Here is a 25299-nt window from a genome sequence, read left to right as displayed (position 1 = left end):
AGCACTCACCATCACAGCGTACCCTCGAAGCTCGCCCAGGCGATATGCGACTCGTGGAGGGCGACGGTCATGGCCTCGAGCCCGCCGGCGCCCTCCCCCAGCTTGCCAAGCTGAATTGCCGTGGCCAGGCGCTCGAAGATCACCCGGGCCATGAACTCGGTGGTGGTGTTGCGCCCCTTGAACTCCGGTAACTCGTCGAGGTTCTGGAAGTTGAACTCGCCGAGCACCGCCTTGAGCGCCTCGCCGGCCAGGCCGATGTCGACCACCAGGTCGTGGTCGTCGAGTTCGCGGCGCTGGAAGGTGACGTCCACCACGTAGGTGGCGCCATGGATGCGCTGGCCGGGGCCGAAGATCTCGCCGCGGAAGCTGTGGGCGATCATGAAGTGGTCGCGAACGGTGAGTCGGTACATGGTCAGTAGCTCCAGTCAGTCGGGCGTCGGATAGCGCAGGCGGTGGCAGAGCACCTCGCCCGCGGCGGCGGCGAGTCGGGGCATCAGGGCGGGCAAATCAGAGAAATCGCTCTCGCCGCTGATCAGGGCGTCGAGGCGGGGGTCGCGCAGCAGGTCCAGCGCCAGCGCCAGGCGACGGCCAGGATCCCAGCGCGGGGTGCGCTCCGCCGGCAGGCGGCCTACCTGGCTGGCGACCAGGCGTAGCCGTCGGGAGTGGAAAGCCTCCCCCAGCGGCAGACTCGCCTCGCGATCACCGTACCAGCTCATCTCCACCACCCGCGCCTCGTCACCGGCCAGCGCCAGCGCCAGGCGCAGCCCCTCGGGGTTGCCGCTGGCGTGAACCACCAGATCGTTGTCGACCGGCGCCTGCTCGGCCAGGCAGAAGTCGACGCCCAGGGCACGGGCGAGCTCGGCCCGCCCCGGGGCGATATCCACCAGGCAGACCCGGGTGCCGGGGATGGCCGCGCAGAGCCAGGCCACCAGGGCGCCCACCACCCCGGCCCCGATCACCGCGATGCGATCGCCGAGGCGCGGCTCGGCGTCCCAGCAGCCGTTGATCGCGGTCTCCATGTTGGCGGCGAGCACCGCCCGGGCGGCCGGCAGGCCCACCGGCAGCGGCGTGACCGCGGCGGCGGGCACCACGTAGCGATCTTGGTGGGGATAGAGGCAGAACACCTCTCGGCCCAGCAGTGGCGCGGAGCCGGCCTCGATCACCCCCACGCTGACGTAGCCGTACTTCACCGGCCAGGGGAAATCACCGGCCTGGAAGGGAGCGCGCATGCGCTGCCACTCGCTCTCGGGCACCCGCCCCTGGAACACCAGCGCCTCGGTGCCGCGACTGATGCCGCCAAACAGCGCCCTGACTTGCACCTCCCCCTCGCCGGGAGCGGGCAGCGGCTCCTCGCGCAGGGCGCCTTGACCCGGCGCCAGGGTCCAGAAGGCGGTGGCAGTGTCGAAAGACATGAAGGCTCCAGCGAGAAGGGAAAGAAATACCTTTACAATAATGGTACATATACCACATTGCGCACAACTTTGGCGGCACCGGAGGTTTCCATCGCGGCCGGCTGCTAAGGTAATCATCATGGGCCCTGAGCCTCAGCATAGCGGCAATGCCCAGCGACCATGCCCAGCGACAATTCCACCGAGAATGGCTATCGACAACAACCCGGGTGTCCCCATGCCCCTCACCACCTCGAACCAGGACATCGCCGATGACGCCGCCAGCGCGGCAAGTCAGGTGCGCGTGGGCATGGAGCTGGGCCTGGGCGGCGTCGCCCTGCTGGCGCTGCTGGCCACCCTGGGGCTACTGACAATCGGGCTGGGCACCGGCGCCTCCCCCTGGGTGGCACCGCTCGCCATCGGCACCTACCTGGGCATGGCGGCTCTGCTGTGGCGCGCCTTGAGGCGCTGCCCGCGGCGCCCGGACGGTCTCGGCGCGGCCAACCGGGTCACCCTGGCACGCGGCGTGCTGGTGGCCCTGCTGGCCGGCACCCTGGCCGACCCGGCGCTGATGGCCGCCCGGGGGACGTGGCTCTTCGCCCTAGCCCTGGTCGCCCTGAGCCTGGACGGCGTGGACGGCTGGGTGGCCCGGCGCACCGCTAGCGCCAGCGCCCTGGGGGCACGCTTCGACATGGAACTCGACGCCTTCTTCATCCTGGTGCTCTGCCTGGCCCTGCTGTTGCTCGAGCGGGTCGGCCCCTGGGTGCTGGCCATCGGCGCCATGCGCTACGCCTTCGTGGCGGCACGCTGGCGCTGGCCCTGGCTCGCCGCCGACCTCCCCGAGAGCTTCCGGCGCAAGGCGGTCTGCGTCTGGCAGGTCGCCGCTCTGATGCTCGCCCTGCTGCCGGCCATGTCCGATCTGCTCGCCACCTGGCTGGCGGTCACCGCCCTGGCGGGACTGGCCGCCTCCTTCGCGGTGGACGTGCGCTGGCTCTACCGCCACCGGTAAGCCTCGGGGCTGGCAGATCCGCCCGGGGCTGCTAGACTTGCCTCACGCTTGACGGGGTGCCGGTGAAGTCCGGCTGAGATGGCGCAGGGGTCTCTCCAGACATGGAGATGAGTCGAGCGCTGGTCCCGTTGAACCTGATCCGGTTAGTACCGGCGTAGGAATCAAGCGGGCCAGGACACCACGCCATTTTCCCCTCCCGGCCCCTCGTCTCTACTCTACGCCCCTGCTCCGGATCCCCACTCGACTCCGGAGACAGCCGATGGGCTACCGCTTCAGCGACCTCACCGCCGCCTGCCAGGATGACTGGCGCGCCTATATCGAGCACGATTTCGTGCGCGGCCTGGGCGACGGCACCCTCGACGAGGACGCTTTTCGCCACTACCTGAAGCAGGACTACCTGTTCCTGATCCATTTCGCCCGGGCCTATGCGCTGGCCGCCTACAAAAGCCGCACCCTGAGTGACCTGCGCCAGGCCCATGAGGGCCTCAAGGCGATCGTCGATCTCGAGCTTGGCCTCCACGTGGGGTACTGCCAGGAATGGGGCATCGCCGAGGCCGACCTCGCCGCCCTGCCCGAGGCCCGTGCGACGCTCGCCTACACCCGCTATGTGCTCGACACCGGCAACCGAGGCGACCTGCTCGACCTGCACGTGGCCCTGGCCCCTTGCCTGGTGGGCTACGGCGAGATCGCCGATTGGATCAACGCCCGACCCTCCACCCGGCGCGGCAACGCCAACCCCTATGACGCCTGGATCGCCATGTACGAAAGCGAAGAGTTCCAGGCCGCCCGCCGCGCCGAGGTGGCCTGGCTCGACGCCCGCCTGGCCGACGTTACCCCCGCACGCTTCGAGGAACTCACCCGGGTGTTCCATGACGCCACGCGCCTGGAGATCGACTTCTGGCAGATGGGGCTCGACCGAGCCCTTTAACGCCCCACGACTCACCACAACAAAAGCCACAACAAGGAAAGCCCCATGAGCAAGACCGCCCACTTCTGCTCCATGTGCGGGCCCAAGTTCTGCGCCATGAAGATCAGCCAGGAGGTCCGTGACTATGCGAATGACCACGGGCTGAACGGCGACCAGTAAGCGCTGATCAAAGGCATGGAGGAGCAAGCGGAGAAGTTCCGCGACAAAGGTAGCCAGCTCTATCAGGAGGTATGAAGCGCAGGCGAGGGTGGCATTGACTAGGCTGAAGTTATGACCCGCATCGATTCTCAGGAGAGCCCCCATGTCAATGATAGAGAGCCACAGGTCGGAGACAGATCGTTACGCCTACCCGCACCGCGTGCTGCACTGGCTGGTGGCCGTCGTGCTGCTCTTCTCACTGGCCAGCGGCCTGACCCTGGGATTTCTCGGCTTCGAAGGGGCCATGGAGCGCTTCGGCCAGAGGGGAACCGACTTTCTCTACACCGCCCACAAGTCCCTCGGCGTGGCGATGCTGGCGCTGATGACCCTGCGCCTGGTGACGCGACTGCTCTTCGTGGTCCCCGACCATGAACCGCCGCTGCCCGCCTTTCAGCGGGTGCTCAGCTCGGCGGTGCACCACCTGCTCTACCTGGCGCTGCTGGTGCAGCCGTTGCTGGGCTGGGCCGCCACCGCCAGCGGCGACTTTCCGGTGCAGTTCCTGCACTGGCGTCTGCCCGGTGTGGTGGGGGTGGACGAGGCGCTGTCGGAGCGGCTGTTCGAATGGCATGGCTGGTTGGGCTGGGCGATCCTGGGCCTGGTGGCCCTGCACATCGCCGGCGCCCTCTTCCACTGGCTGATCCGTCGCGACAACGTGATGAAGCGCATGAGCCTGTTCTGATCCAGGCAGGAAGGGCTGGCACGCTCCCTGCATGGTACTGGCAACGCCAGACCGATCAGGGAACCCGACATGCCCGACCGCCCGACCTTCACACCCTCCGTCACCACTCCACTGGATGCGGCGGCTTTCCGCCGCCGCGCCCATGGCCACCTGGCCTTCCTCTACGGCGAACGCGCCGACGAGGTGCTGCGTCGGCTGCTGACGCTGCTCGAGCATCAAGCACCCGAGACATCCCCCCGGCATGACGCCCCCGTGCCGCTCTGGAGCGAGCGCGACCAGTGGCTGATCGGCTACGGCGATAGCCTCCTCGACGGCGAGCGAGCCCCCCTGGAGGTGCTGGGCGAGTTTCTCGACCGGCGCCTGCCCGACACCTTCAGCGGCGTGCATGTGCTGCCCTTCTTCCCCTGGAGCAGCGACGATGGCTTTTCGGTGATCCACTACCGGGAAGTCGACCCGACTCTGGGCGACTGGGCGCACATCCGCGCGCTGGCCGAAGGGCGCGACCTGGCGGTGGACCTGGTGCTCAACCACGTCTCCCGGGAGTCGCTGTGGTTCGTCGACTACCTCTCCGGCAGCCAGCCGGGGCGCGACTACTTCATCGAGATGGACCCGGAGACCGACCTCACCGCTGTGGTGCGTCCGCGCAGCTCGCCGCTGCTGGTGCCGGTGCCCACCCGCCGCGGCACCCGCCACCTCTGGGCGACCTTCTCCGAGGACCAGATCGACCTGAACTTCGTCAACCCGGATGTGCTGCTGGAGTTCATCGGCATCCTGCTCTTCTACCTGTCCCAGGGCGCCCGGGTGGTGCGTTTGGACGCCATCGCCTACCTGTGGAAACAGGTCGGCACCCCCTGCATCCACCTGCCCCAGACCCATGAGGTGGTCCGCCTGCTGCGCGCCGTGGTCGACCACGTGGCACCGGGCACCCTGCTGCTCACCGAGACCAATGTGCCCCACCACGAGAACCTCAGCTACTTTGGCTTGGAACGTCTTTCAGACGGGGACCCGAATCGTCTCCCCACTCTCCCCGACGAGGCGCACCTGGTCTATCAGTTCTCGCTGCCGCCGCTGTTGCTGCACACTCTGACCGGCGGCGACGCCACCCTTCTGGCCAGCTGGCTCAGGAGCCTGCCGGTGCTGCCGCCGGGCTGCAGCTACCTCAACTTCACCGCCAGCCACGACGGCATCGGCGTGCGCCCGCTGGAGGGCTGGCTGCCCGCCCACGAGATCGAGGCACTGCTGGAACTGATGCACCGCTTCGGCGGCTTCGTCAGCATGCGCCGGCGCCCCGACGGAGAGGACACCCCCTACGAGATCAACATCACCTGGTTCGACGCCATGCAGGGCACTCGCCGAGGCCCCGACCCCTGGCAGATCGAGCGCTTCCTGTGCAGCCAGCACCTGATGCTGGCCCTGCAGGGCATCCCGGCCCTCTACCTGCACTGCCTGACCGCGACTCCCAACGACCTGGAGGGGGTGGAGCGCAGCGGCCGGCTGCGCTCCATCAACCGCCGCCGCTGGCAGCTGAGTAACCTCGACGAACTGCTCGACAGCCGCCACACCCCCACCCGGGAGGCGTTCCTCGCGCTCAGGCGACGCCTGGCCATCCGCCGCGCCGAGCCCTGCTTCCACCCCGACGCCCCCCAGCGGGTGCTGACTTCGCCGCCGACGCTGCTGGTGCTCGAGCGCGGCCCGCTGGCCTGCGGACGGCGCCTGCTGGCGATCCATAACGTCAGCGACGCGCGCCAGCCGCTGGGGGTAGCGGCGCTCGACGAGGGGAACTGGTTCGACCTGCTGGAGGACGCGCCCTGGGCGGGCGAGGAGAGCTTGGCGCCCTACCGCACGCTATGGCTGGTGCAGCAGCCCTGAGCCCTCTACCGCGCTACACCTCCCCGGCGTTGTCGGCCTCGACGGCGTCGTGGAGGCGCGTCAACAGGTCGGGGATGGCCGAGCGCACGCGGTTCCAGCTGGGAATGAAGGGGCGCTCGCCGGGGTTGTCGAGGAAGGCGTTGCCCGCCTCCAGCAGGTTAGCGGCGAACAGCTCCACGGCGCGCTCCTCGGCGTGGCGGTCCAGGGCGAGGCCGTTCATCACCGCGTCGTGGTGGTAGGCCTCAATCAGGTCCAGTGCCAGGCGGTAGTAGGTGGCCTTGAGGGTGCGAAAGCCCTCGCCGCTGAAAGTCACCCCCTGGGTGGCCAGCTTGCGGTAGAGCGCCTTGGCGATGTCCAGGCTCATGCGGTTGAGCCCGGCGGACGCGTCCTCCTCGGAGACAGGCTGGTGCTTATGGTCGTAGACATCGGCCAGGTCCACCTGGCAGAGCCGCTTGGTGGAGTGGTTGCGGTGCACCTCGGAGAGCACGCCGATCTCCAGGCCCCAGTCGGCGGGGATGCGGATGCCGTCGAGCACCTCGGCGCGCATGGCAAACTCCCCGGAGAGGGGATAGCGGTAGCTGTCCAGGTACTCGAGGTAGGGCAGCGGCCCGTGCATCTGCTTGAGCGCCCGCAGGAGCGGCGTGACCATCAGCCGCGACACCCGGCCGTTGAGCTTGCCCTCGGCGATGCGCGGGTAGTAGCCCTTGCAGAACTCGTAGTTGAAGTGGGGGTGGGCCACCGGATAGAAGAGCCGCGCCAGCATGCCCCGGTCGTAGGTGAGGATGTCGCAGTCGTGCAGCCCCACCACCGCCCCGCGGGCCGCGGCCTGCACGAAGCCGGCGCAAAACCAGACGTTGCGCCCCTTGCCGGGCTCCCGCGGGGAGAGGTCCTGGCCCTCAAGCTCGGCATCCAGCGCACGCAGCCGCGGCCCGTCGTTCCACAGGATGCGGTGACGCTGGGGCAGGCGCGAGAAGAACTGGCGGGCATGCAGGAACTGGGCGCGGTCGGCCCGGTCGAGCCCGATCACCACCTCAGCCAGGTAGGGCACCTCGGCCAACGCCTCGACGATATGCGAAAGCGCCGGCCCCTCGAGCTCCGTGTAGAGCGAGGGCAGGATCAGGCTCATGGGCCGACGACGGCCGAACTCGCAGAGCTCCGCCTCCAGGGCCGCCACCGGCCGGCGGGTCAGGTTGTGAAAGTCGGTGATGATGCCGTTCTGGTGGAAGTCGCTCATGCCACGGCCTCCTTCTGAGAGTCACCCCGCGAACGAAGCCCCGCCGGCATCACCCGGCGGTCGGCTCGCCCCCACCAGTAGGCCACCCCCTCGGCCCAGCCGGTGGGTCCCGTGGCCTCGCTGCGGTAGAGCGCCGGCTGGGCGGGCTCCACCGCGAGGCCGTGGCAGCCGCGGATCACCACCGCCTGGTCCACCGCCTCCAGCATGGCGATGTCGTTGGGGCCGTCGCCCAGCGCCAGGGTGAGCGGCCGGCGGCCGCGCAGCGCCTCACAGCGGGAGATCAGCCAGTTCACCGCACTGCCCTTGTGGGAGGTGCCGGTGGCGTGCCAGAAGCGCCCGCCGCGCACCAGCTGCAGGCCGTCGCCGGTGAGCCCCTCGCGGAAGCCCTCGAGACGCGCCTCGTCGTCCTCCCAGATCAGCGGTTCGCTGCCCTCGCGCATGCGCGCCAGTCGAGCCTCGGGCTCGGAAAGGCCGGTGAAATCCACGAGCTCATCGAGGGCCATCTCGCTCATGGTGGTGAAGCGCACCCCGAGGCGCTCGCGCCATACCGTGAGGCGCTTGCGCACGAAGCCGATGTCCACGCCCAGGGTGCGAATCGCCAGGCCGTCGGGGCCGAGGCGGTCGATGCGCGCGTGGCACCAGGCCGGCGGCAGGCCCGCCACGGCGCCGTTCTCGGCGATGAAGGGGGTGTCGGTCAGGCCCAGCTCATGGCGCAGCGGCAAGATCTCGCTGCGGGTCTTGCTGGTCACCGGGATCACCGGCACGCCCAGCTGCCTGAGACGGGTCAGCCAGGGCCCGGCAGGACTCCAGTCGTAGCTGTGGTGGTCGAGCAGCGAGCCGTCCAGGTCGGTGAACAACAGCCGCGGCGTCAGGGCGGCATCGAGGCCGGTATCCGGCGCCTTTTCAGATAAAGTTCCAGGTGAATCGGTCATGGCAGCTCCCGGGCAGACAGTCAGGTCTCTCTTGCCCAAGCCCTTGCACAGGGCGTGCCAGACCGCACGGATGGCGGCTTACGGCGCCAAAGGGACCGTTTTGCACCATGCAAGTGCATCGCCATGCACCGCGAAAACGCAGGCGCCCCACGGCGGGAGGCCGCGGGGCGCCTGAAACAGCGAGTCGACGTCGTGCGTCAGAAGCGGTAGCGCACGCCGACGCTGGCCGCGTCGAAGGTGGTGTCGGACTTGTCGAGATACCGCATGTAGTCTGCGCCCACCGCCAGGTTGGGGGCCACATCGAACTCGGCGCCGGCCCCGTAGGAGAAGCCGCTCTCGCGGTCGATGTCGTAGTCCACCTCGGTGAAGCCGGCCAGGCCGTAGAGGCGAAACTCCGGGGCCACCGGCAGGATGCCCTTGGCGTAGGCGCCGATCAAGTAGTCCAGCTCGACGGGACCGTCGGAACCGCCACCGGCCAGGTGGCCCTCCACGGCGAAGTAGTCGTTGAACTTCATGCCGCCGTTGAGGCGCAGGCCGACGCTGTCGCGGTCCGGCCGGTTGTCCCGGTCGAGGTTCCAGAAGGTGGCATCACCGCCAATGTAGGGCTGGGGATAGAAGGTCTGCTGGGCCTGTGCGCTGGTGACCGCACCGGCGGCAAACAGGGCGGCAGTCGCAGCGACGAGAATGAAGCGTTTCATGGCGTCCTCCTTATTAAAGAACACTGTTTTATAACGCCTCCAGTCTGGTCCCGCCGCCCGAAAGGTTCAAGGCGAGAATGTGCAAATGCACGCCAAGCCGAGTCGCCGAGTGACGACGCTGCGACCATCGGAGGCTTCGCCCCTTGAGCATCAGGCCCGCTTCGACAGCCCCAGGAACAGGATCCCCGCCAGCACGATGGCACCGCCCGCCAGTTGCACCGGCGAGAGCGTCTGGCCCAGCACCAGGTAACCCAGTATCAGCGCCGCCACCGGCTCCATGTTCATGGCCGGGGCGTTGCGCGCCATGTCCAGGCGCGGCACGCAGATGAACAGCGTCGAGAAGGCCACCGCATAGCACAGCGCCAGCAGGACGAGCCCCGCCCAGCCGGGCAGCGACTGGGGTAGGGCCATGCCGCCCGGCACCAGCCCCAGGCCGCCGGCGATGATCATGGCCACCAGCACGGTGAGCATGGTCAGCAGGCTGCGCAGGGTGCTGCCCAGTGCGGCGAGACGATGCTCGGTGATCCACAGGGCGCCGGCGAATGCCGTGGCGGCGGCCAGGCCGAACGCTACTCCGGCCGGCCAGCCCGGCCCCATGGCCTCGGGGTCGTTCAGCCAGGCCGGCACGTCGAGCACCACCACCAGGCCCACCAGGATGACACCCATGACCAGCGCCGCACGGGCAGTGGGCCGCGAGCCCCCCAGCGCCCAGGAGAGCAGCGCCAGCTGGATCGGCAGGGTGTTCATCAGCAGCAGCGCCACCACCACCGGGATGCGCGCCACCGCCGAATAGAGGCACAGGCTCTGCACTGCTACCAGCAGTCCCACCGTAAGCTGCCAGCGGCCGGTTCCGGCGGGCATACGCAGCGACTTGCGCTGGAAGACCACCAGCGCCGCCAGCGCCAGGGTGGCCACCCCGGAGCGCAGTACGATCGCCAGAAGCAGGCCCGCACCCGCATCGAAGGCGACTCGGGCGGACACGTGGTTGGCGGCAAACAGGGTGGCGAGGCCACACATCAGCGCCAGGGCCAGCGGCCGTGGGAAGGGAGCAGGCGCCGTGAATTCGGCGGAAGGGGTCGACATGTCATGTCTTCCGTGCAGAGTGTAGGGTTAGATGCAGCGCAGCATGATGGCCGTCGATCGGTCGAGGAGACGACCGACGGCGGCCTCATGTTAGACTAAAGTCAACATGTTATCCCTCAAGGGGCGTCGATGAACGATCCGGTGCTGGTGATCAACTGCGGTTCCTCCTCCATCAAATATGCGCTGGTGCCGGCAACGGCCGATCAGCCGCGCCTGACGGGCCTGGTCGAACGGCTGGGCAGCGGCGATGCCCGCCTGAAGGGCGTCGACGGCAGCGGGGATGCCTTCACCCGCCCCCTGGGTGGCGCCGGCCATGTCCAGGCTCTCGAGGCGATTCTTGAGGGGCTCGAGGGACGGCAGCCCTTCGCCGTGGGGCACCGCATCGTGCATGGCGGCGAGCGCTTCACGCGTGCCACGCGGATCGACGACGAGGTGGTGGCCGCCATCGAGCAGACCGCCGCCCTGGCCCCGCTGCACAACCCGGCCAACCTGCTGGGCGTCGCCGCTACTCGATCACTGTTTCCGGATCTGCCCCAGGTGGCGGTCTTCGACACCGCCTTCCACCAGAGCCTGCCGCCGCGGGCCTACCGCTACGCCCTGCCCGAGGCGCTCTACCGCGACCACGGCATCCGCCGCTACGGCTTCCACGGCACCAGCCATGCCTGCGTGAGTGCCCGCGCCAACGCCCTTAGCGGCCTGCCGGGCGGCGGCTGGCTGACCGCCCACCTGGGCAACGGCTGTTCCATCACCGCCGTCTGGCAGGGCAAGAGCCTCGATACCAGCATGGGCCTGACCCCACTGGAGGGCCTGGCGATGGGCACCCGCAGCGGCGACGTCGACCCCGGCCTGCACGTCCATCTGGTGCGCCAGCTGGGCTGGTCGATCGAGGAGATCGACCGCGTGCTCAACCGCGAGAGCGGCCTCTTGGGCCTCTCCGGCCTCACCAACGACATGCGCGAACTGGAGGCCGCCGCCGCGGAGGGCCACGCCGGCGCCGCCCTGGCCATCGAGGTGTTCTGCTACCGTATCGCCAAGTCTCTGGCTGCACTCTCCTGCGCCCTGCCCCGCCTGGACGGCATCCTCTTCACCGGCGGCATCGGCGAGAACTCGCCGCGAGTGCGACAGCAGGTGATCGATCTGCTGCCCCATTTCGGCCTCGCGCTGAATCCCGAGGCCAACCTCGCCACGGTCCGCGGCCGCGAGGGCCGCATTGACACCCTGACCCCGAACCGGCCCGCTCTGTGGGTGATCCCCACCGACGAAGAGGGCCGCATCGCCGACGAGACCCGCCAGCTGTTGGGAGACACCCCCCGATGACACCGCGCCCCGCTCCCCAGGCCATCCTGCTCGTGCCCACCGGCGAGGGGGCCGGCCTCACCTCGGCCTGCCTCGGCCTGATTCAGGCGCTGGACACTATCGGCCTCAAGGCCGGCTTCCTCAAGCCGCTGCGCCAGGACGAGCTCAACGGCCCGGGACCGGATCGCTCCTGCGCCTTGGTCAACAGCACCCTGGGGCTGCGCCCCCCCGCGCCGATCGCCCAGGCCGAGATGGAGCGACTGCTGCGCCAGGATCGCCTCGACGTGCTGATGGAGCAGGTGGTGGGACTCCAGGAAATCGCCCTGGAGGCCTTCCGCGACGGGGCGCCCGATCTGCTGGTGATGGAGGGCCTGGTACCGACGCGCCACGCCAGCTACGCCGCCCAGGTGAATGCCCAGCTGGCCGATGCGCTCAATGCGCGGATCATCCTGGTGGGCAGCGGCGACCTGGCCGAGCCTCAGGCGCTGGCCGAACAGCTCGACATGCATGCCCGCGCCTTCGGCGGGGTCAGCTCGGCCCGCACCCTGGGCTGTATCCTCATGCGCATGCACAACATGCCCGGCGGCGAGGACCCCAGCGGCCTGGCTCCCGGCACTGCCGCCCCGGCCCTGGAGGAGGCGCTGCTCGCCGAGCTGCGTCTCCACTCCCCCGCACTGGCCACCGAGCGCTTCCACCTGATCGGCATGGTGCCCTTCGCCCCCGCCCTCTCCGCCCCGCGGGTGCTGGACGTGGCCCGCTCCCTGAAAGCCATCTTCCTCAACGAGGGAGAGCCCGAGCGACGGGTGCTCGCTACCAGCCTGTGCGCGCGCAGCGCCGCCAATGCACTGCACATCTTCAAGCCCGGCACCCTGGTGGTGGCCTCCGGGGACCGAGACGACGTAGTGCTGGCCTCGGCGCTGGCCACCATGAACGGCGTGCCCCTGGCCGGCATACTGCTCACCAACGGGTTCCTTCCCGGCGACAACATGATCGAGATGTGTCGTCCGGCACTGAAGACCGGCCTGCCGGTAATCAGCGTCGACACCGACAGCTTCACCACCGCCAGGAACCTCGGCCAGATGGGCAACGACATCCCCATCGATGACTTCGAGCGGGCCGAGCGAGTCGCGAACTTCGTGGCCGCCCACATCGACCTGGAGTGGCTCAAGGAACACTTGAGCCGTGGCTATACCCGCCGCCTCTCCCCCTCGGCCTTCCGTCACCAGCTGGTCAAGCTGGCCCAGCAGGCCGACAAGCGCATCATCCTGCCCGAGGGCAGCGAGCCGCGCACCTTGGAGGCCGCCGCCATCTGCCAGCGCCGCGGGCTGGCCCGCTGCGCGCTGCTCGGCAAGCGCGAGGAGATCGAGGAGGTGGCCCGCCAGCGCGGCATCGAGTTGCCCGAGGGGCTCGAGATCATCGACCCGGACAGCATCCGCGAACGCTACGTGGAGGCCATGGTGGCACGGCGCAGCGGCAAGGTGAACACGCTCACCGCCGAGGCCCAGCTCCAGGATAACGTGGTGCTCGGCACTATGATGCTGCAGCTCGACGAGGTGGACGGTCTGGTCTCTGGCGCCATCCACACCACTGCCAACACCGTGCGCCCGGCCTTCCAGTTGATCAAGACCGCGCCGGGCTACCAGCAGGTGTCGTCGATCTTCTTCATGCTGCTGCCCGAGCAGGTGGTGGTCTACGGCGACTGCGCGGTGAATCCCGACCCGGACGCCGAGGCCCTGGCCGAGATCGCCCTGCAGAGCGCCCGTTCCGCCCAGGCCTTCGGCATCGAGCCGCGGGTGGCGATGATCAGCTACTCCACCGGCGAGTCCGGCTCCGGCGCCGACGTGGAGAAGGTGCGCCAGGCCACCCAGCTGGCCCGGGAGCAGGCCCCGGACCTGCTGATCGACGGCCCGCTGCAGTACGACGCCGCGGCCATCGAGAGCGTCGGCCGCCAGAAGGCGCCGGATTCCCCGGTAGCCGGGCGCGCCACGGTGTTCGTCTTCCCCGACCTCAACACCGGCAATACCACCTACAAGGCGGTGCAGCGCAGCGCCCGGGTGGTCAGCGTCGGCCCCATGCTGCAGGGCCTCAACAAGCCGGTGAACGACCTCTCCCGCGGCGCCCTGGTGGACGACATCGTCTACACCATCGCCCTGACCGCCATCCAGGCCGCCCAGCGCGGCTGAGGCGGCGGCCCTTCCCAGGGGGGGGCGGTCTACTCCACGCTGCCCTTGAGCCGCTCGCTGCGCCGGCGCAGCAGTTCCATGGTCACCAGCAGCAGGGTCGAGAGCAGGATCAGGATGGTGGCCATGGCGGCGATGGCCGGGCTGATGTTCTCGCGAATGCCGGAGAACATCTGGATCGGCAGGGTGCGCTCGGTGGGGCTGGCGATGAACAGCGCCACCACCACCTCGTCGAAAGAGGTGGCGAAGGCGAAGAGCCCGCCGGAGATCACCCCGGGCAGGATCTGCGGCAGCACCACGGTAAAGAAGACCCGGAGCGGGCTCGCCCCCAGGCTGGCCCCGGCGCGCACCTGGTTGAAGTCGAAGCCCTGAAGGGTGGCGTTCACGGTGATCACCACGAAGGGCACGCCGAGCACGGTGTGGGCCAGCACCAGGCCGGTGTAGGAGTTGAGCAGCCCCACCTGGGCGAAGAAGAAGTACATGCCCACGGCGACGATCACCAGGGGCACCACCATCGGCGAGATCAGCAGCGCCAGGATCAGCCCCTTGCCGGGAAAGTCCGCCCGGTTGAGGCCCACCGCGGCCAGGGTGCCCAGCCCCATGGCCAGCAGGGTCGCCAGCGGCGCGACGATCAGGCTGTTCTTCAGCGCCGCGAGCCAGGGGCCGGAGGTATCGAAGATCGCCTCGTACCAGCGTAGCGAGAAGCCCGGCAGCGGGTAGGTCAGGAAGGAGCCGCTGCTGAACGAGAGCGGGATGATCACCAGCACCGGGGTGATCAGGAACAGCAGCACCAGGCCGCAGAACATCCGGAACGTCCAGAACCAGAGCTTCTCCACCGGTGAGGCGTAGGGGGGCAGTGCCATATCGTTCTCCTCCCGGGCTCAGCGCCGGATCAGCTGCCGGCGATTCACCAGGCGGTGGTAGACCAGGTAGAGCAGCAGGGTGACCACCAGCAGGATGCTGCCCAGCGCGGCGGCCATCCCCCAGTTGTTGGTGGTGTTGGTGTAATAGGCCACGTAGTAGCTGACCATCTGGTCGGCGGGACCACCCACCAGCGCCGGGGTGATGTAGTAGCCCAGCGCCATGATGAACACCAGGATGGTGCCCGCCGCCACCCCGGAGACCGTCTGGGGCACATAGACCTGCCAGAAGGCCGCGAAGGGGTGCGCGCCGAGCGAGACCGCGGCGCGCTGATAGCTGGGAGAGATGCCCTTCATCACGCTGTAGAGCGGCAGCACCATGAAGGGCAGCAGGATATGCACCATGGCGAAGAATACCCCAATGCGGTTGAACACCAGCTGCATGGGGGACTCGATCAGCCCCAGCGCCACCATCGACTGGTTGGCCAGGCCGTTGGACTGCAGCAGGATGATCCAGGCCGCGGTGCGCACCAGCAACGAGGTCCAGAACGGCAGCAACACCAGGATCATCAGCAGGTTACTGGTCTTCGCCGGCAGCGTGGCCAGCAGGTAGGCCAGCGGGAAGCCCAGTGCCAGGCAGATCAGGGTCACCCCGCCGGCGATCACCATGGTGCGCTGGAAGACGGCCTGGTAGAGGCGGTCCTGCCGGTCGACGCGCTGGATCTCGCCATCCGCCCCGCGCTCCATATCCAGGGAGGCCAGCACGTAGCGATCCGTGGTGGCCGGTGCGGCGCGCTGGATGCCGAGCCAGGTGGCGGTCTCGCCCCAGGCGGGGTCGATCTCGACCAAGGTGGCCGTCCAGTCATCGACGGCCGCCACCGGCAGCCCGCGCAGGGTGCGCATCAGCAGGCCGCGATAGCCGGTATCCTCGTAGTTGAGACGGCGCCCGATGCGTCCCAGGCCCCCGCCCTGGCGGGAGTCGCGCAGCTCGGCGGCGAGGGCCGCCATGGCGGCCTCGTCGGGCAGGCCGGTGCCGTCCCACTGCCGCAGCGCCGCCGCGGTCTGGGGCATCACTGACTCCAGCTCACTGTTGTCCACACTGCGCCACAGCATGCTGCCGATGGGCACCACGAAGACCACCACCAGGAACAGCGCCAGGGGGGCCACCAGGGCCATCGCCCGGAACTTTCGTCTCCGCTCGGCCCGCCGCAACTGGGCCCTCAGGTTGCCGGCGGGCCTGGCCTCCGGCATCGACGCCGCGGTCGTGGTCATGGGGTCCTCCCGCTGAGGTCAGACGGCTGCCGCGGCGGTCCCGCGGCAACAAAGAAGAGGGGCAGCGGCGACCGCCGCTGCCGGGGGATAATCAGCGCGCCGCCCAGGCGTTGAAGCGCTGCTCCAGCTCCTCGCCGTAGTCGACCCAGAAGCCGGTATTGATGGCCAACGCGCCCTCGAGGTTCTCCTCATGGGTGGGCATACGCTGCGCCTGCGCGTCATCCAGCTGGGCGATGGCGTCGGGATGCACCGGGCCATAGGGAATCTCGCTGGAGTAGACTGCCTGGGTCTCCGGCTGGCTGGCGAAGGCGATGAAGTCATAGGCCTCGTCGACATGCTCGCTGCCGGCGACGATTGCCCAGTAGTCCAGGTCATAGAGGCTCTCGTTCCAGACGATCTCCAGGTTGTTGCCCTCCTCTTGGGCGGCGGCGATGCGGCCGTTGTAGGAGGAGGTCATCACCACGTCGCCTGCCACCAGCCACTGGGGCGGCTGGGCGCCGGCCTCCCACCACTGGATGTGCGCCTTGATCTCGTCGAGCTTGGCAAAGGCGCGGTCGACGCCCTCGTCAGTGGCCAGCACCTCGTAGACCTCATCGGTGGCCACGCCGTCGGCCATCAGCGCGAACTCCAGGGTGTACTTGGCGCCGCGGCGCAGCCCGCGGGTGCCGGGGAACTGCTCGACGTCCCAGAAATCCGCCCAGGAGCCGGGCGCGGCGTCCAGGGCGTCGGCGTCATAGGCCAGCACCGTGGACCACACGAAGGTGCCTACGCCGCACTCTTCGACGGCCGAGTCGATGAGCACGTCGGCAAGCCCGAGGCGATCCCAGTCGATGGGCTCGAACAACCCCTCGAAGCAGCCCCGGGACAGTTCCGGCGACTCCATCTCCACCAGATCCCAGCTGACATTGCCGGTCTCGACCATGGCACGGATTCGCGACAGCTCGCCGTTGTAGTCCCCCGGCGTCAGGTCGACCCCGGTGCTTTCGGCGAAGGGACCGAAGTACGCTTCCTGCATAGCGTCCCCCGACGCGCCGCCGAAGGAGATGACGGTAAGCGCCTGGGCATTGGCCGACAGGGCCAGGCCGGCTGCGAGCAGGCTGCCGACGGCGATGCCGCGGGCCAGGGGCTTGAGGGGTGAAGGCTGATGGGTCATGGGACGCTCCCGAGGGTGGTTGTGATGGTTGTTGTGATGGTTGTTGTGATGGTTGTTGTGATGGTTGTTGTGATGGTTGTTGTGATGGTCGTTGTGATGGTCGTTGTGAGTGCCGTGATGCCTTGGAGTGGCGGCGGCTGCCGTCCCCCATGGCGCCCCGGCGGGCCGTCATCCTGGGCCGGGCATGTCCAGGGCGCGCACATCCTCGTCGCGCCAGCCGACCTCGATGACATCCCCCGGGCGCATGCTGCTCTGGACCTCGGCAACCGGGAGGCGCGCCACGAACTGGTCGTTGCCGGCCACCTCGAGGCGGATGCGCAGGTGGTCGCCCAGGTAGATGAACTCGCGGACCCGGGCCTGCAGGCGGTTGGGCAGGTTGCGGCTCGCCCCGTTGAGCTTGATCCGCTCCGGGCGGATCGACAGCTGTGTGGCGTCGCCGCTGGCTAGCCCCGGCCCCACCAGCGCCCCGGTGGCCTGATCGTTGCCGTAAAGCACGCGACACTGCTCGCCGTTCACCGACTCGATGCGCCCCGGCAGGGTGTTGTTCTCGCCGATGAACTGGGCCACGAAGGTGTTGGAGGGGTGCTCGTAGAGCGCCTGGGGGGTATCGATCTGCTGGATGACCCCATCGTTGAACACCGCCACCCGGTCGGACATGGTCAACGCCTCTCCCTGGTCGTGGGTGACGAAGACCACGGTGAGGCCGAGCTCCTCGTGGAGGTGCTTGATCTCCAGCTGCATCTGCTCGCGAAGCTGCTTGTCCAGGGCGCCGAGGGGTTCGTCCATCAGCACGAGCTTGGGTTCGAAGACCAGCGAGCGAGCCAGCGCCACGCGCTGCTGCTGGCCGCCGGAGAGCTGGGTGGGGCGCCGCTTGGCAAACTCACGGAGCTGGATCATGTCCAGAATCTCCGACACCTTGCGGTCGGCCTCGGCAGCGGGTAGGCGGCGGGTCTTGAGCGGGTAGCGGATGTTTTCTTCCACGGTCATGTGCGGGAAGAGGGCATAGTTCTGGAAGACCATGCCGAAGTTGCGCTTGTGGGGCGGTACGGTGTTGAGGCGCTGATCGCCCAGGTAGATGTCGCCGGCGGTGGGGTTCTCGAACCCCGCGAGCATCATCAGGCAGGTGGTCTTGCCGGAGCCCGAGGGGCCGAGCAGGGTCACGAACTCGCCCTGATGAATGGTCAGGTTGAGGTCCTTCACCACCAGGGTTTCGCCATCATAGGTCTTCTGCACCGCCGCGAAGCGGATTAGTGGCGATGGGCCATCCGGCACCGGGGTGTCGTTGCCATCGGCGATCTTGTTGTTGTCGGACATCGGGGCTCCAGGCCTGAATTCAGACGTTCGCAGAAAATGTCTAAATTCCAAGCTATGACGCCGCTCTTCCCCCGTCAAGGGGGACCGTTGACGAAGCGATAAACGCAGGCGCCCTGACCCACCAAACGCAGGCGCCCTGACCCACCTCAAGCACCCGTGGCGGGCCGCTGGCCCCGGCTGTCGAATGGGCATATCCTCTGGCCATGGACCCGCCTTCGGTTTCCTGAAGGTCACCCGCTTCATTATGGAGACTCACATGCCCGGCTTGCTTCCCGACGTCGACCCCGATGGGCTGCTGGAATACTCGGTGGTCTACACCGACCGCGCCCTGAACCACATGTCCGCCCGCTTTCAGGAGGTGATGCGCGATATCTCCGGCCATCTCAAGCGGGTCTACCATGCCCACAGCGCGGTGATCGTGCCCGGCAGCGGCACCTTCGGCATGGAGGCGGTGGCTCGCCAGTTCGCCCAGGACCGCCACTGCCTGGTGATCCGCAACGGCTGGTTCAGTTATCGCTGGAGCCAGATCCTCGAGATGGGACACATCCCCGCCGACATCAACGTGCTCAAGGCGCGCCGCCTCGACGAGAGTGACACCAGCTCGCCCTTCGCCCCGGCCCCCATCGAGGAGGTGATCGAGGCGATCCGCGAACAGCAGCCGGACATCGTCTTCATGCCCCACGTGGAGACCGCCGCCGGGATCATGCTGCCCGACCACTACATCAGCCAGGTAGCCGATGCCATCCACCAGGAGGGCGGCCTGCTGGTGCTCGACTGCATCGCCTCCGGCGCCATTTGGGTCAACATGCAGGACCTAGGCGTCGACGTGCTGGTCAGCGCCCCCCAGAAGGGCTGGAGTGCCTCGCCCTGCTGCGCCATGGTGATGCTCTCGCGCCATGCCCGCGACGCCATCGACGAGACCACCAGTTCGAGCTTTGCCTGCGACCTCAAGAAGTGGCTCTCGATCATGGAGACCTACGAGGGCGGCGGCCACGCCTACCACGCCACCCTGCCCACCGATGGGCTGGTCACGCTGCGCGAGGTGATGGAAGAGATCGAGGGCTACGGCCTGAAGAAGGTCCGCGACGAGCAGCAGGCGCTGGGGGACGGCGTGCGCGAACTACTGGCCGAGTTCGGCTACCGGAGCGTGGCGGCCCCCGGCTTCGAGGCCCCCGGCGTGGTGGTCAGCTACACCGATGACGCCGGCCTGGTGGGCAAGTTCGCCGAGGCGGGCCTGCAGGTGGCGGGCGGCGTGCCGCTGATGTGCGACGAGGGCGAGGGGTTCCAGACCTTCCGCATCGGCCTGTTCGGCCTGGAGAAGCTCCATGACCGTGAGCGCAGCCTGGCCAACCTGCGCTCAGCCCTCGAGGCGATCGCCCGGGCGGAGCCGGTGCCCCCCGCCGAGGCCTGACCGGGGGATAGCGCCTGCGACAACGCGAGACCTGCAAATATGCGAGAGGGGGCAGCCCGATGGCCGCCCCCTCTCGTTGATCTCGTGGCCATTCATCCCTGGCCGTTCATCCCCGGCCGTTTATTCCCCGACATCCTAGTGCAAGAGCGCCGAGATGCCGCCCCTCACAGGCTGCCCACGCCGCGAGGGATGAAGCCCAGGTTGTTGTCGACCGAGGTGACGCCGGGCGTGTTCTCGGCAGCCACCTGCACGGCCATCTTCTCCTGCTGGTTTTCCACCAACCCCCAAAGCTGTACCTTGCCCTCCGAGACGATGATGTTGATCCTGTCGACCATCACGCCGGTATTTTCGTCGACCTCCTTGTGAATGGCCTCACGGATCTCGCGATCGTCTGCGGTCACGCTGGCCTCCGTGGCCACCACGGAGAACCCGCGCAGCAGGTTGGAACGACTGACGATGCCCACCAGCTTGTCGCCCCTGACTACCGGCACCCGCTTGATGCGGTACTTCTCGAGCAGCCGGGAGATCTTGTGCAGCGGCATATCTTCTTCGATGGTGATAGGGTCCTTGGTCATGATTTCGCTGGCGCGGCGGCCGTGGGACTTCACATAGTCGGCAGCGTCCTGGCCCTCGAACAGCCTCAGCCACCATGACTTGCGGCGACTGGCATCCTGTTCCACTCGCCCCATCAGGTCACCCTCGCTGACGATGCCGAGCACCTTGCCACCGCCATTCACGACGGGTACCGCGCTGATGCCGTGCTCCAGCAGCAGGGTGGCGATCTCGCTCACCTCGCTGTCCGGTGACACGGTGATGACATTCTGGGTCATGACATCTGCAGCTTGCATCGGGCGTTCTCCACGGATTGATCAGAATCACTCTTTGAAGATAGCAACCCGCCGGCGCCACTGCATTGACCCGAGGCAGGGTTGTTCGACGTCATTTTCAACTCTGCACCACGACTCACCACACCCCACGACAACTGGTAAGGAGCTCTCATGACCAATGATAGCCAACGCGTCGCTCGCCAGGCCCTCGCCCTGCTGGACCTGACCAGCCTCAACGACGACGACACCGATGCCGCCATCGAGTCGCTGTGCCGCCGCGTGAAGACTCCCGTCGGCACCCCGGCGGCGGTGTGCGTCTACCCGGCCTTCGTGACGACCGCCCGGCGCACCCTCAAGGCCCTGGACCTGGAGGGCAAGGTCAAGGTGGCCACGGTGACCAATTTCCCCCACGGGAATGACGACATCATGGCCGCCGCCCGCGCGACCCGTGAGGCGGTAGCCTCCGGTGCCGACGAGGTCGATGTGGTCTTCCCCTGGCGCTGCCTGATCGCCGGCGACGAGGAGACCGGCCAAGAACTGGTCGCCTGCTGCCATCAGGCCGCCGGCGACGCCACCCTCAAGGTGATCCTGGAGACCGGCGAGCTCAAGGAGCCGGCGCTGATACGACGCGCCGCCGAGCTGGCCCTGGAAGGCGGCGCCGACTTCCTCAAGACCTCCACCGGCAAGGTGGCGATCAACGCCACCCTCGAAGCCGCCGAGATCCTGCTCACCGTCATCCGCGAACGCGGCCCTGCCCTGGCGCGGCCCATCGGTTTCAAGGCCGCCGGTGGTATTCGTACCACCGAAGAGGCCCAGGCCTACCTGCTGTTGGCCGAGCGGATCATGGGCGCCGACTGGATCACCCCCGAGCACTTCCGCTTCGGCGCATCGGCGCTGCTCGACGACCTGCTGGTCACCCTGGGCCTGGGTGTCGCGCCGGCCGGGGGCGCAGCTTAAGTCAGCTGTGTTACGGTGCCTTTGGGCCCGAGACACTCCCCGGCCACTGAGCTCACGGGGATCAAACGACTTCCGGGCCGGCTTCCTCGTAGCCCGGCCCCTCGGCGTGGACCCGCTCCAGGTCGACGATCCGCGACCGGCTCATTACCACCTTCCAGCGCTCCAGGGTCGGCGGCCGGTCGCCCTGCACCTCGCGGATCACCAGGTTGATCAGGTGGCGCTTCTCCACCTCTTCGCGCACCACCTGCCCTTCCTCCAGCCGATAGACCCGGTGGCTGCCCTTGTCCATCAGCCGCGCCAGCGGCGCGAGGTTCAGCGTCAGGGTCTCGCGGGTATGCTCGTAGCCGCTGAGGAAGCGGGTCGGAGACATCCGCGAGCGGGAGCGGTAGTGCAGCACCACCTCCTCGCGCTGGGCCACGCTGCGCTTGCGCACCCGCTGGATCTCCTCATCCAGCTTGAGGAAGCGCGCATAGTCGAACCACTCCAGCTGGTGTCCCACCTGGACGTTGCGGGTGGGGTCCAGGTACTGCCGGCGCCACTTGGGACGCCCGCGACGCAGCAACCGCCACAGGGTATTGCGCAGGTCATCCTTGAACACCTCTCGCAGCGCATAGATCACCGCCATGGCCAGCACGAACAGGGCGGTGATGTCGGAGAGGGTGTCACGCACCTGCAGCAGCCCCAGCGAGACGAACACCATCACCACCGCGGTGGCCAGCGCCTTGACCGCCTTCTGCTCGCCGCCACCGAGCTCCTGGGTCTTCTGCTTGAGGGTCACCGGGTACTCGATCAGCCGGCGCAGCAGGCGCATCTTGTTGGACATGCGCGTCGGGTCCCGGGTCACCCGCTTGGCGTTGTACTCACGCGCCTCCCGGTAGGCGCCCTCCTCCCGGCAGATCGCCAGCAGCCGCTCGCGAATCTCGCGGAAGCGCGCGCCCCTGGGCAGAACGGCCACCAGCGCCAGCAGGCGCTGCTCGGTGAACCAGGAGAGGTAGTTGTCGATGGTGACGTAGTAGCGGCTGAGGCTCTCCTCGGCGGGCTGCTGGCGACGCAGCCGCTTGAGAATGCCCGCGGCCAGCTCGGCGTGTTCCTCGAGCCTGGCCTCCAGGGGCGTCTCCTCCTTCTCCTGCTTCGCTGGGCGACCGGTGGCCTCCTTCTCCTTGCCGGAGTAAGGCGTCTCCTGGTCGGGCGTTGTTCTCTCCTTGTCGGGTGCCTGCCTATCCCTGGCGGGCGCCTCCTTCTCCTTGCCGGATGTCGCCTTCACAGCCGAGGGCTTCTCCTTGCCGGCGGCAGCCTTCTCGTCCCGGCGCACCCGGCGGGCGGCCTCCAGCAGTGGCTGGTTGGAACGCTCAAGGGCCACCACGTACTGATAGGCATAGAGGCTCATGCCGAGGCGGTACTGCTCCGGGTCGAGCCGGCCACGCTCCGCCAGGCGGCTGAGCACCATCGGCAGCCGGTAGCGATCGCTGTAGTAGGTTCGCTTGACGTGGATCGCCGCGTGGTAGAACGCCTCCTCGGCGAGCACACGGGGACCGAGCCCCAGTTCGCCGGGCACGAACAGGAAGAGGTCGAGCTGGTGGGACGTCTCCTCCTGCAGCACCCGGGAGATGCGCAGGGAGAGACTGTCCGGGCGATCGACGCTGATCATTGTCCAGGATCCGGGGAGGCACCCCGAGCATTGGTGTCACCCTCGGGGTCCGCAACGCCGACCTGGCCGGGTTCGCGCCCGCTGGCATCACGGCTGTCGCCGCGCTCGCTGCTGCCATCCAGGCGGCCGCCGCCGCGACCCTCCATGCTGACGCTGAGCCGCGGCACCCCGAGATCGATCTCCTGCTCTTCCATGCGCTGACGCAACAGCAGGTTGAAGGCGCGGGCCACGTCCCACTGCATCTCCGGCGCGGTGCGAAACCGCATGCGCAGGATCGGGCAGCCCTCCTCGAAGGCCTGGATGCCCTGCATCTCCAGCGGCGACCAGATGTAATGGCGCATCATCGGATCCTGGCGCAGCGCCTGGGCGGTCTCCTGCATCAGGCTGATGGCATCGTCGATCTTCATGTCATGGGGGATGCGGATTTTCATCAGTGCGATGCCGAACTGGCGCGACATATTGTGGATCGAGGCGATGCGGCTGAAGGTGATGATGTGCACGATCCCATCCAGGTCCCGCAGGCGAACGGTGCGCAGCGTCAAGCCCTCCACCGTGCCGATATGGCCGTTGATCTCGACGAAGTCGTCCACCGCCATGGAGTCCTCGATGAGGATGAAGATGCCGGTGATCAGGTCCTGCACCAGGGTCTGGGCCCCGAAGCCGATGGCCAGGCCGATCACACCGGCACCGGCCAGCAGCGGCGTGACGTTGACGCCGAGGTTGGCCAGGCCGACGATGGTGGCGATGATCACGATGGTAATGAAGATGACGTTGCGGATCATCGGCGTGATGGTCTGGGCCCGAGCCTGGTTGACCCGCCGTCCACGGGTGCGTGCCGAGCTGGTCAAGGCCCGCTGGATGGCGGTATCGGCGAAGATCCACGCCAGCCAGGCCAGCAGCACGGTGAAGGCCATGGCCAGCAGGGCCTGGCCGATGCGCGCGCTGGCTACCCCCTGCTGACCGATACCCATCAGCGAGCCGCCCCACACCTGGGTGGAGAGCTCGGCGAAACCCAGCCAGGTGGTGGCATGGGCCAGCACATAGCCGAAGCGCTCCAGGCGCAGGCGGTACTGGCTGATGCGGCGACGCTTCTGGTGCTTGCTGCGCCCCTCCCCGTGGCGGCGCAGCAGCCCGGTGATGACCAGCGCCAGCACCAGCAGCGAGGCCGAGATGATCGAGCGGGCAAGTGCCGTCCCCACGTCGCCACCGGTGACGAAGATCGCCACCAGCGAGCCCCCCACCAGCAGCAGGGCCGGCACGTGCCAGAGCTTGCCCATCACTCCTACCACGCTGGCACTGCCGCGGCTCTCCCGGCGCTCATGCCAGGGGCGGTGACGGATGATGTGCTGGATCGGCCGCTTGAAGCGCAGGATGAAGCGCATGCTGAGCAGCGCCGCCAGCATGTTGGCCAGCACCGAGAGCAGGCCGGCCAGCTCGTCGCCAATGAGGTCGGTGAGCCGCCCGGAGTTGAAGGCATCACCCAGGGCGATCAGCGCACCGATCACGAAGAGTGGGCGTAGGGCTCGCTGCTGCAGGATCTGTACCGCGACGAAGCGGTGCCCGCGGGTGAACACCGAGACGAAGGTCTCCACCACCACCGAGAGGGTTCGCCCGCACAGGGCAATATAGGCCGCCACCAGAGCCATGGTGCGCCCGGCGCTCTCCGGAATCAGCTGCGCCAGGCCCAGCACCAGGAAGAAGGCCAGCGCCCAGGGCAACATCCGGCGCAGGAAGTGCACGGTGAGCAGCCAGGCCCGCGGGTCCCGGGGCAGGTCCAGCGGCCACCCTCGGCGACGCGCCAGCAGACGCCCCAGAGCGATCAGGATCACCAGCAGGCCGACCCAGATGCCCAGCAGCACCGCCCCCTCGACCAGGAAACGCATCAGGTCGGCATTACCGGTGCCGGTCACCAGGCCACTGAGGTCCACCCAGCCCTGCTCAAGCTGGTCACGCCAGCGATCGACGGGGGAGTGCCCCGACTCGGCCTGCTCGCCGAGGTCGCTGAGGGTCTCGGCCAGGGCACCGAGCAGCCCCTGCCGTGGCGCCAGGGCCGCCTCCTCGGCCGCCTCGCCGTGCACCGCCTGCAGTTCGCGCAGACCCTCCAGCAGCTGGCCCCGCCGTTCGGCGTCCTCCAGGGTGGCGATTACCTGCTCGAGGGAGGCCTGGAACGCCTGGGGGTCATGCTCAGCGGCCGGCTCCTCTCCCGCCCCCAGCAGCCCGGACAGGCCGAGCTGCTGGGCCTGGGCGGGCAGCGCCAGCAGAGGCAGCAGCCACAGCAGGCAGACAAGCAGGCTACGCAGTGGTTGGGACATCGTTTCTCCGTCTTCCCTCGGCGACGCGGGTCGCCAATATGTTAGGCTCCT

21 protein-coding genes, 1 pseudogene and 1 riboswitch are annotated in these 25299 nt (G+C 68.2%); of the genes and pseudogenes, 9 read left to right on the top strand and 13 right to left on the bottom strand.

From position 1 onward, the window contains the following. Window positions 1-11: 11 nt before the first annotated feature. Together ACR80S_RS15435 and ACR80S_RS15430 are read right to left on the bottom strand one after the other, a co-directional pair. Window positions 12-410, bottom strand: coding sequence for a 6-pyruvoyl trahydropterin synthase family protein (locus ACR80S_RS15435; RefSeq protein WP_435401627.1), 399 nt, complete (start codon window positions 408-410; stop codon window positions 12-14). Window positions 411-425: 15 nt separating this feature from the next. After that, window positions 426-1412, bottom strand: a complete 987-nt coding sequence (locus ACR80S_RS15430) for a zinc-dependent alcohol dehydrogenase (protein ID WP_435403744.1) — start codon at window positions 1410-1412, stop codon at window positions 426-428. A gap of 214 nt (window positions 1413-1626) precedes the next feature. Here ACR80S_RS15430 and ACR80S_RS15425 point away from each other — a divergent pair, with 214 nt between their 5' ends. The 5 genes and pseudogenes from ACR80S_RS15425 (at window position 1627) to ACR80S_RS15405 (ending at window position 6071) form a co-directional block, all read left to right on the top strand. Further along, window positions 1627-2397 (top strand): CDP-alcohol phosphatidyltransferase family protein, encoded by a 771-nt coding sequence (locus ACR80S_RS15425; protein ID WP_435403743.1) that lies wholly within the window; start codon window positions 1627-1629, stop codon window positions 2395-2397. Between the two features lie 42 nt (window positions 2398-2439). Continuing rightward, window positions 2440-2575, top strand: a riboswitch (TPP riboswitch). 81 nt (window positions 2576-2656) lie between these two features. After that, on the top strand, window positions 2657-3325 hold the full coding sequence (gene tenA, locus ACR80S_RS15420; protein ID WP_435401630.1) for a thiaminase II: 669 nt from the start codon (window positions 2657-2659) through the stop codon (window positions 3323-3325). Between the two features lie 48 nt (window positions 3326-3373). Beyond that, window positions 3374-3559 (top strand): annotated as a pseudogene (locus tag ACR80S_RS15415) (hypothetical protein); the annotation flags it as partial. Between the two features lie 67 nt (window positions 3560-3626). Then, on the top strand, window positions 3627-4202 hold the full coding sequence (locus ACR80S_RS15410; RefSeq protein ID WP_435403742.1) for a cytochrome b: 576 nt from the start codon (window positions 3627-3629) through the stop codon (window positions 4200-4202). Between the two features lie 69 nt (window positions 4203-4271). After that, the gene (locus ACR80S_RS15405) at window positions 4272-6071 is read left to right on the top strand and encodes a sugar phosphorylase (RefSeq protein WP_435403741.1); all 1800 of its coding nucleotides are present in this window, start codon (window positions 4272-4274) and stop codon (window positions 6069-6071) included. Between the two features lie 13 nt (window positions 6072-6084). Here ACR80S_RS15405 and ACR80S_RS15400 read toward each other — a convergent pair whose 3' ends face one another. The 4 genes from ACR80S_RS15400 to ACR80S_RS15385 form a co-directional block, all read right to left on the bottom strand. Further along, window positions 6085-7305, bottom strand: a complete 1221-nt coding sequence (locus tag ACR80S_RS15400; RefSeq protein WP_435401633.1) for a glycosyltransferase family protein — start codon at window positions 7303-7305, stop codon at window positions 6085-6087. Beyond that, a complete protein-coding gene (locus ACR80S_RS15395) occupies window positions 7302-8237 on the bottom strand; it encodes an HAD-IIB family hydrolase (protein WP_435403740.1) in 936 nt (311 codons plus the stop codon). Before ACR80S_RS15395 ends, ACR80S_RS15400 begins: the two co-directional genes overlap by 4 nt. Before the next feature lie 197 nt (window positions 8238-8434). Next, window positions 8435-8935 carry a porin family protein gene (locus ACR80S_RS15390; RefSeq protein WP_435401635.1) on the bottom strand — a complete coding sequence of 167 codons (501 nt, stop codon included), beginning with the start codon at window positions 8933-8935 and terminating at the stop codon, window positions 8435-8437. A gap of 150 nt (window positions 8936-9085) precedes the next feature. Beyond that, complete coding sequence (locus ACR80S_RS15385) at window positions 9086-10018, bottom strand: EamA family transporter (RefSeq protein ID WP_435403739.1); 933 nt, start codon at window positions 10016-10018, stop codon at window positions 9086-9088. A gap of 129 nt (window positions 10019-10147) precedes the next feature. Between ACR80S_RS15385 and ACR80S_RS15380 the strand changes: the two genes are divergently transcribed. Beyond that, complete coding sequence (locus tag ACR80S_RS15380) at window positions 10148-11335, top strand: acetate/propionate family kinase (RefSeq protein ID WP_435401637.1); 1188 nt, start codon at window positions 10148-10150, stop codon at window positions 11333-11335. Next, complete coding sequence (gene pta, locus ACR80S_RS15375) at window positions 11332-13497, top strand: phosphate acetyltransferase (RefSeq protein WP_435403738.1); 2166 nt, start codon at window positions 11332-11334, stop codon at window positions 13495-13497. The genes ACR80S_RS15380 and pta overlap by 4 nt, the downstream gene beginning before the upstream one ends. A 29-nt stretch (window positions 13498-13526) precedes the next feature. Here the strand turns inward: pta and ACR80S_RS15370 are convergent, their stop codons facing one another. The 4 genes from ACR80S_RS15370 to ACR80S_RS15355 all read right to left on the bottom strand — a co-directional run bounded on the left by ACR80S_RS15370 (window position 13527) and on the right by ACR80S_RS15355 (window position 18093). Continuing rightward, window positions 13527-14357, bottom strand: a complete 831-nt coding sequence (locus ACR80S_RS15370) for an ABC transporter permease (RefSeq protein ID WP_435401639.1) — start codon at window positions 14355-14357, stop codon at window positions 13527-13529. An 18-nt stretch (window positions 14358-14375) separates the two neighbouring features. Beyond that, a complete protein-coding gene (locus tag ACR80S_RS15365) occupies window positions 14376-15626 on the bottom strand; it encodes an ABC transporter permease (protein WP_435401640.1) in 1251 nt (416 codons plus the stop codon). A gap of 91 nt (window positions 15627-15717) precedes the next feature. Next, window positions 15718-16779 carry an ABC transporter substrate-binding protein gene (locus ACR80S_RS15360; RefSeq protein ID WP_435401641.1) on the bottom strand — a complete coding sequence of 354 codons (1062 nt, stop codon included), beginning with the start codon at window positions 16777-16779 and terminating at the stop codon, window positions 15718-15720. A 168-nt stretch (window positions 16780-16947) separates the two neighbouring features. Then, window positions 16948-18093, bottom strand: a complete 1146-nt coding sequence (locus ACR80S_RS15355; protein ID WP_435403737.1) for an ABC transporter ATP-binding protein — start codon at window positions 18091-18093, stop codon at window positions 16948-16950. A gap of 256 nt (window positions 18094-18349) precedes the next feature. Between ACR80S_RS15355 and ACR80S_RS15350 the strand changes: the two genes are divergently transcribed. Continuing rightward, complete coding sequence (locus ACR80S_RS15350) at window positions 18350-19504, top strand: aminotransferase class V-fold PLP-dependent enzyme (protein ID WP_435403736.1); 1155 nt, start codon at window positions 18350-18352, stop codon at window positions 19502-19504. Window positions 19505-19668: 164 nt separating this feature from the next. On the opposite strand, the gene ACR80S_RS15345 is transcribed toward ACR80S_RS15350, so the two are convergent. Then, the gene (locus tag ACR80S_RS15345) at window positions 19669-20352 is read right to left on the bottom strand and encodes a CBS domain-containing protein (RefSeq protein ID WP_435403735.1); all 684 of its coding nucleotides are present in this window, start codon (window positions 20350-20352) and stop codon (window positions 19669-19671) included. 150 nt (window positions 20353-20502) lie between these two features. On the opposite strand from ACR80S_RS15345, the gene deoC reads away from it, so the two are divergent. Continuing rightward, entirely contained in the window at window positions 20503-21288 is a 786-nt protein-coding gene (gene deoC / locus ACR80S_RS15340) for a deoxyribose-phosphate aldolase (protein WP_435401645.1), read from the top strand. Between the two features lie 61 nt (window positions 21289-21349). Here the strand turns inward: deoC and ACR80S_RS15335 are convergent, their stop codons facing one another. Further along, window positions 21350-22936: a hypothetical protein gene (locus ACR80S_RS15335; RefSeq protein ID WP_435401646.1), complete on the bottom strand. Its 1587-nt coding sequence runs from the start codon at window positions 22934-22936 to the stop codon at window positions 21350-21352. After that, the gene (locus ACR80S_RS15330; RefSeq protein WP_435401647.1) at window positions 22933-25248 is read right to left on the bottom strand and encodes a mechanosensitive ion channel family protein; all 2316 of its coding nucleotides are present in this window, start codon (window positions 25246-25248) and stop codon (window positions 22933-22935) included. Before ACR80S_RS15330 ends, ACR80S_RS15335 begins: the two co-directional genes overlap by 4 nt. Window positions 25249-25299: the final 51 nt, after the last annotated feature.

It is taken from the genome of Halomonas salsilacus, assembly GCF_051216275.1.
In the GTDB taxonomy this organism is placed as follows: domain Bacteria; phylum Pseudomonadota; class Gammaproteobacteria; order Pseudomonadales; family Halomonadaceae; genus Halomonas.
The sequence above is the reverse complement of the archived record's forward strand: the minus strand, read 5'-3'. Positions and strand labels throughout refer to the sequence as shown.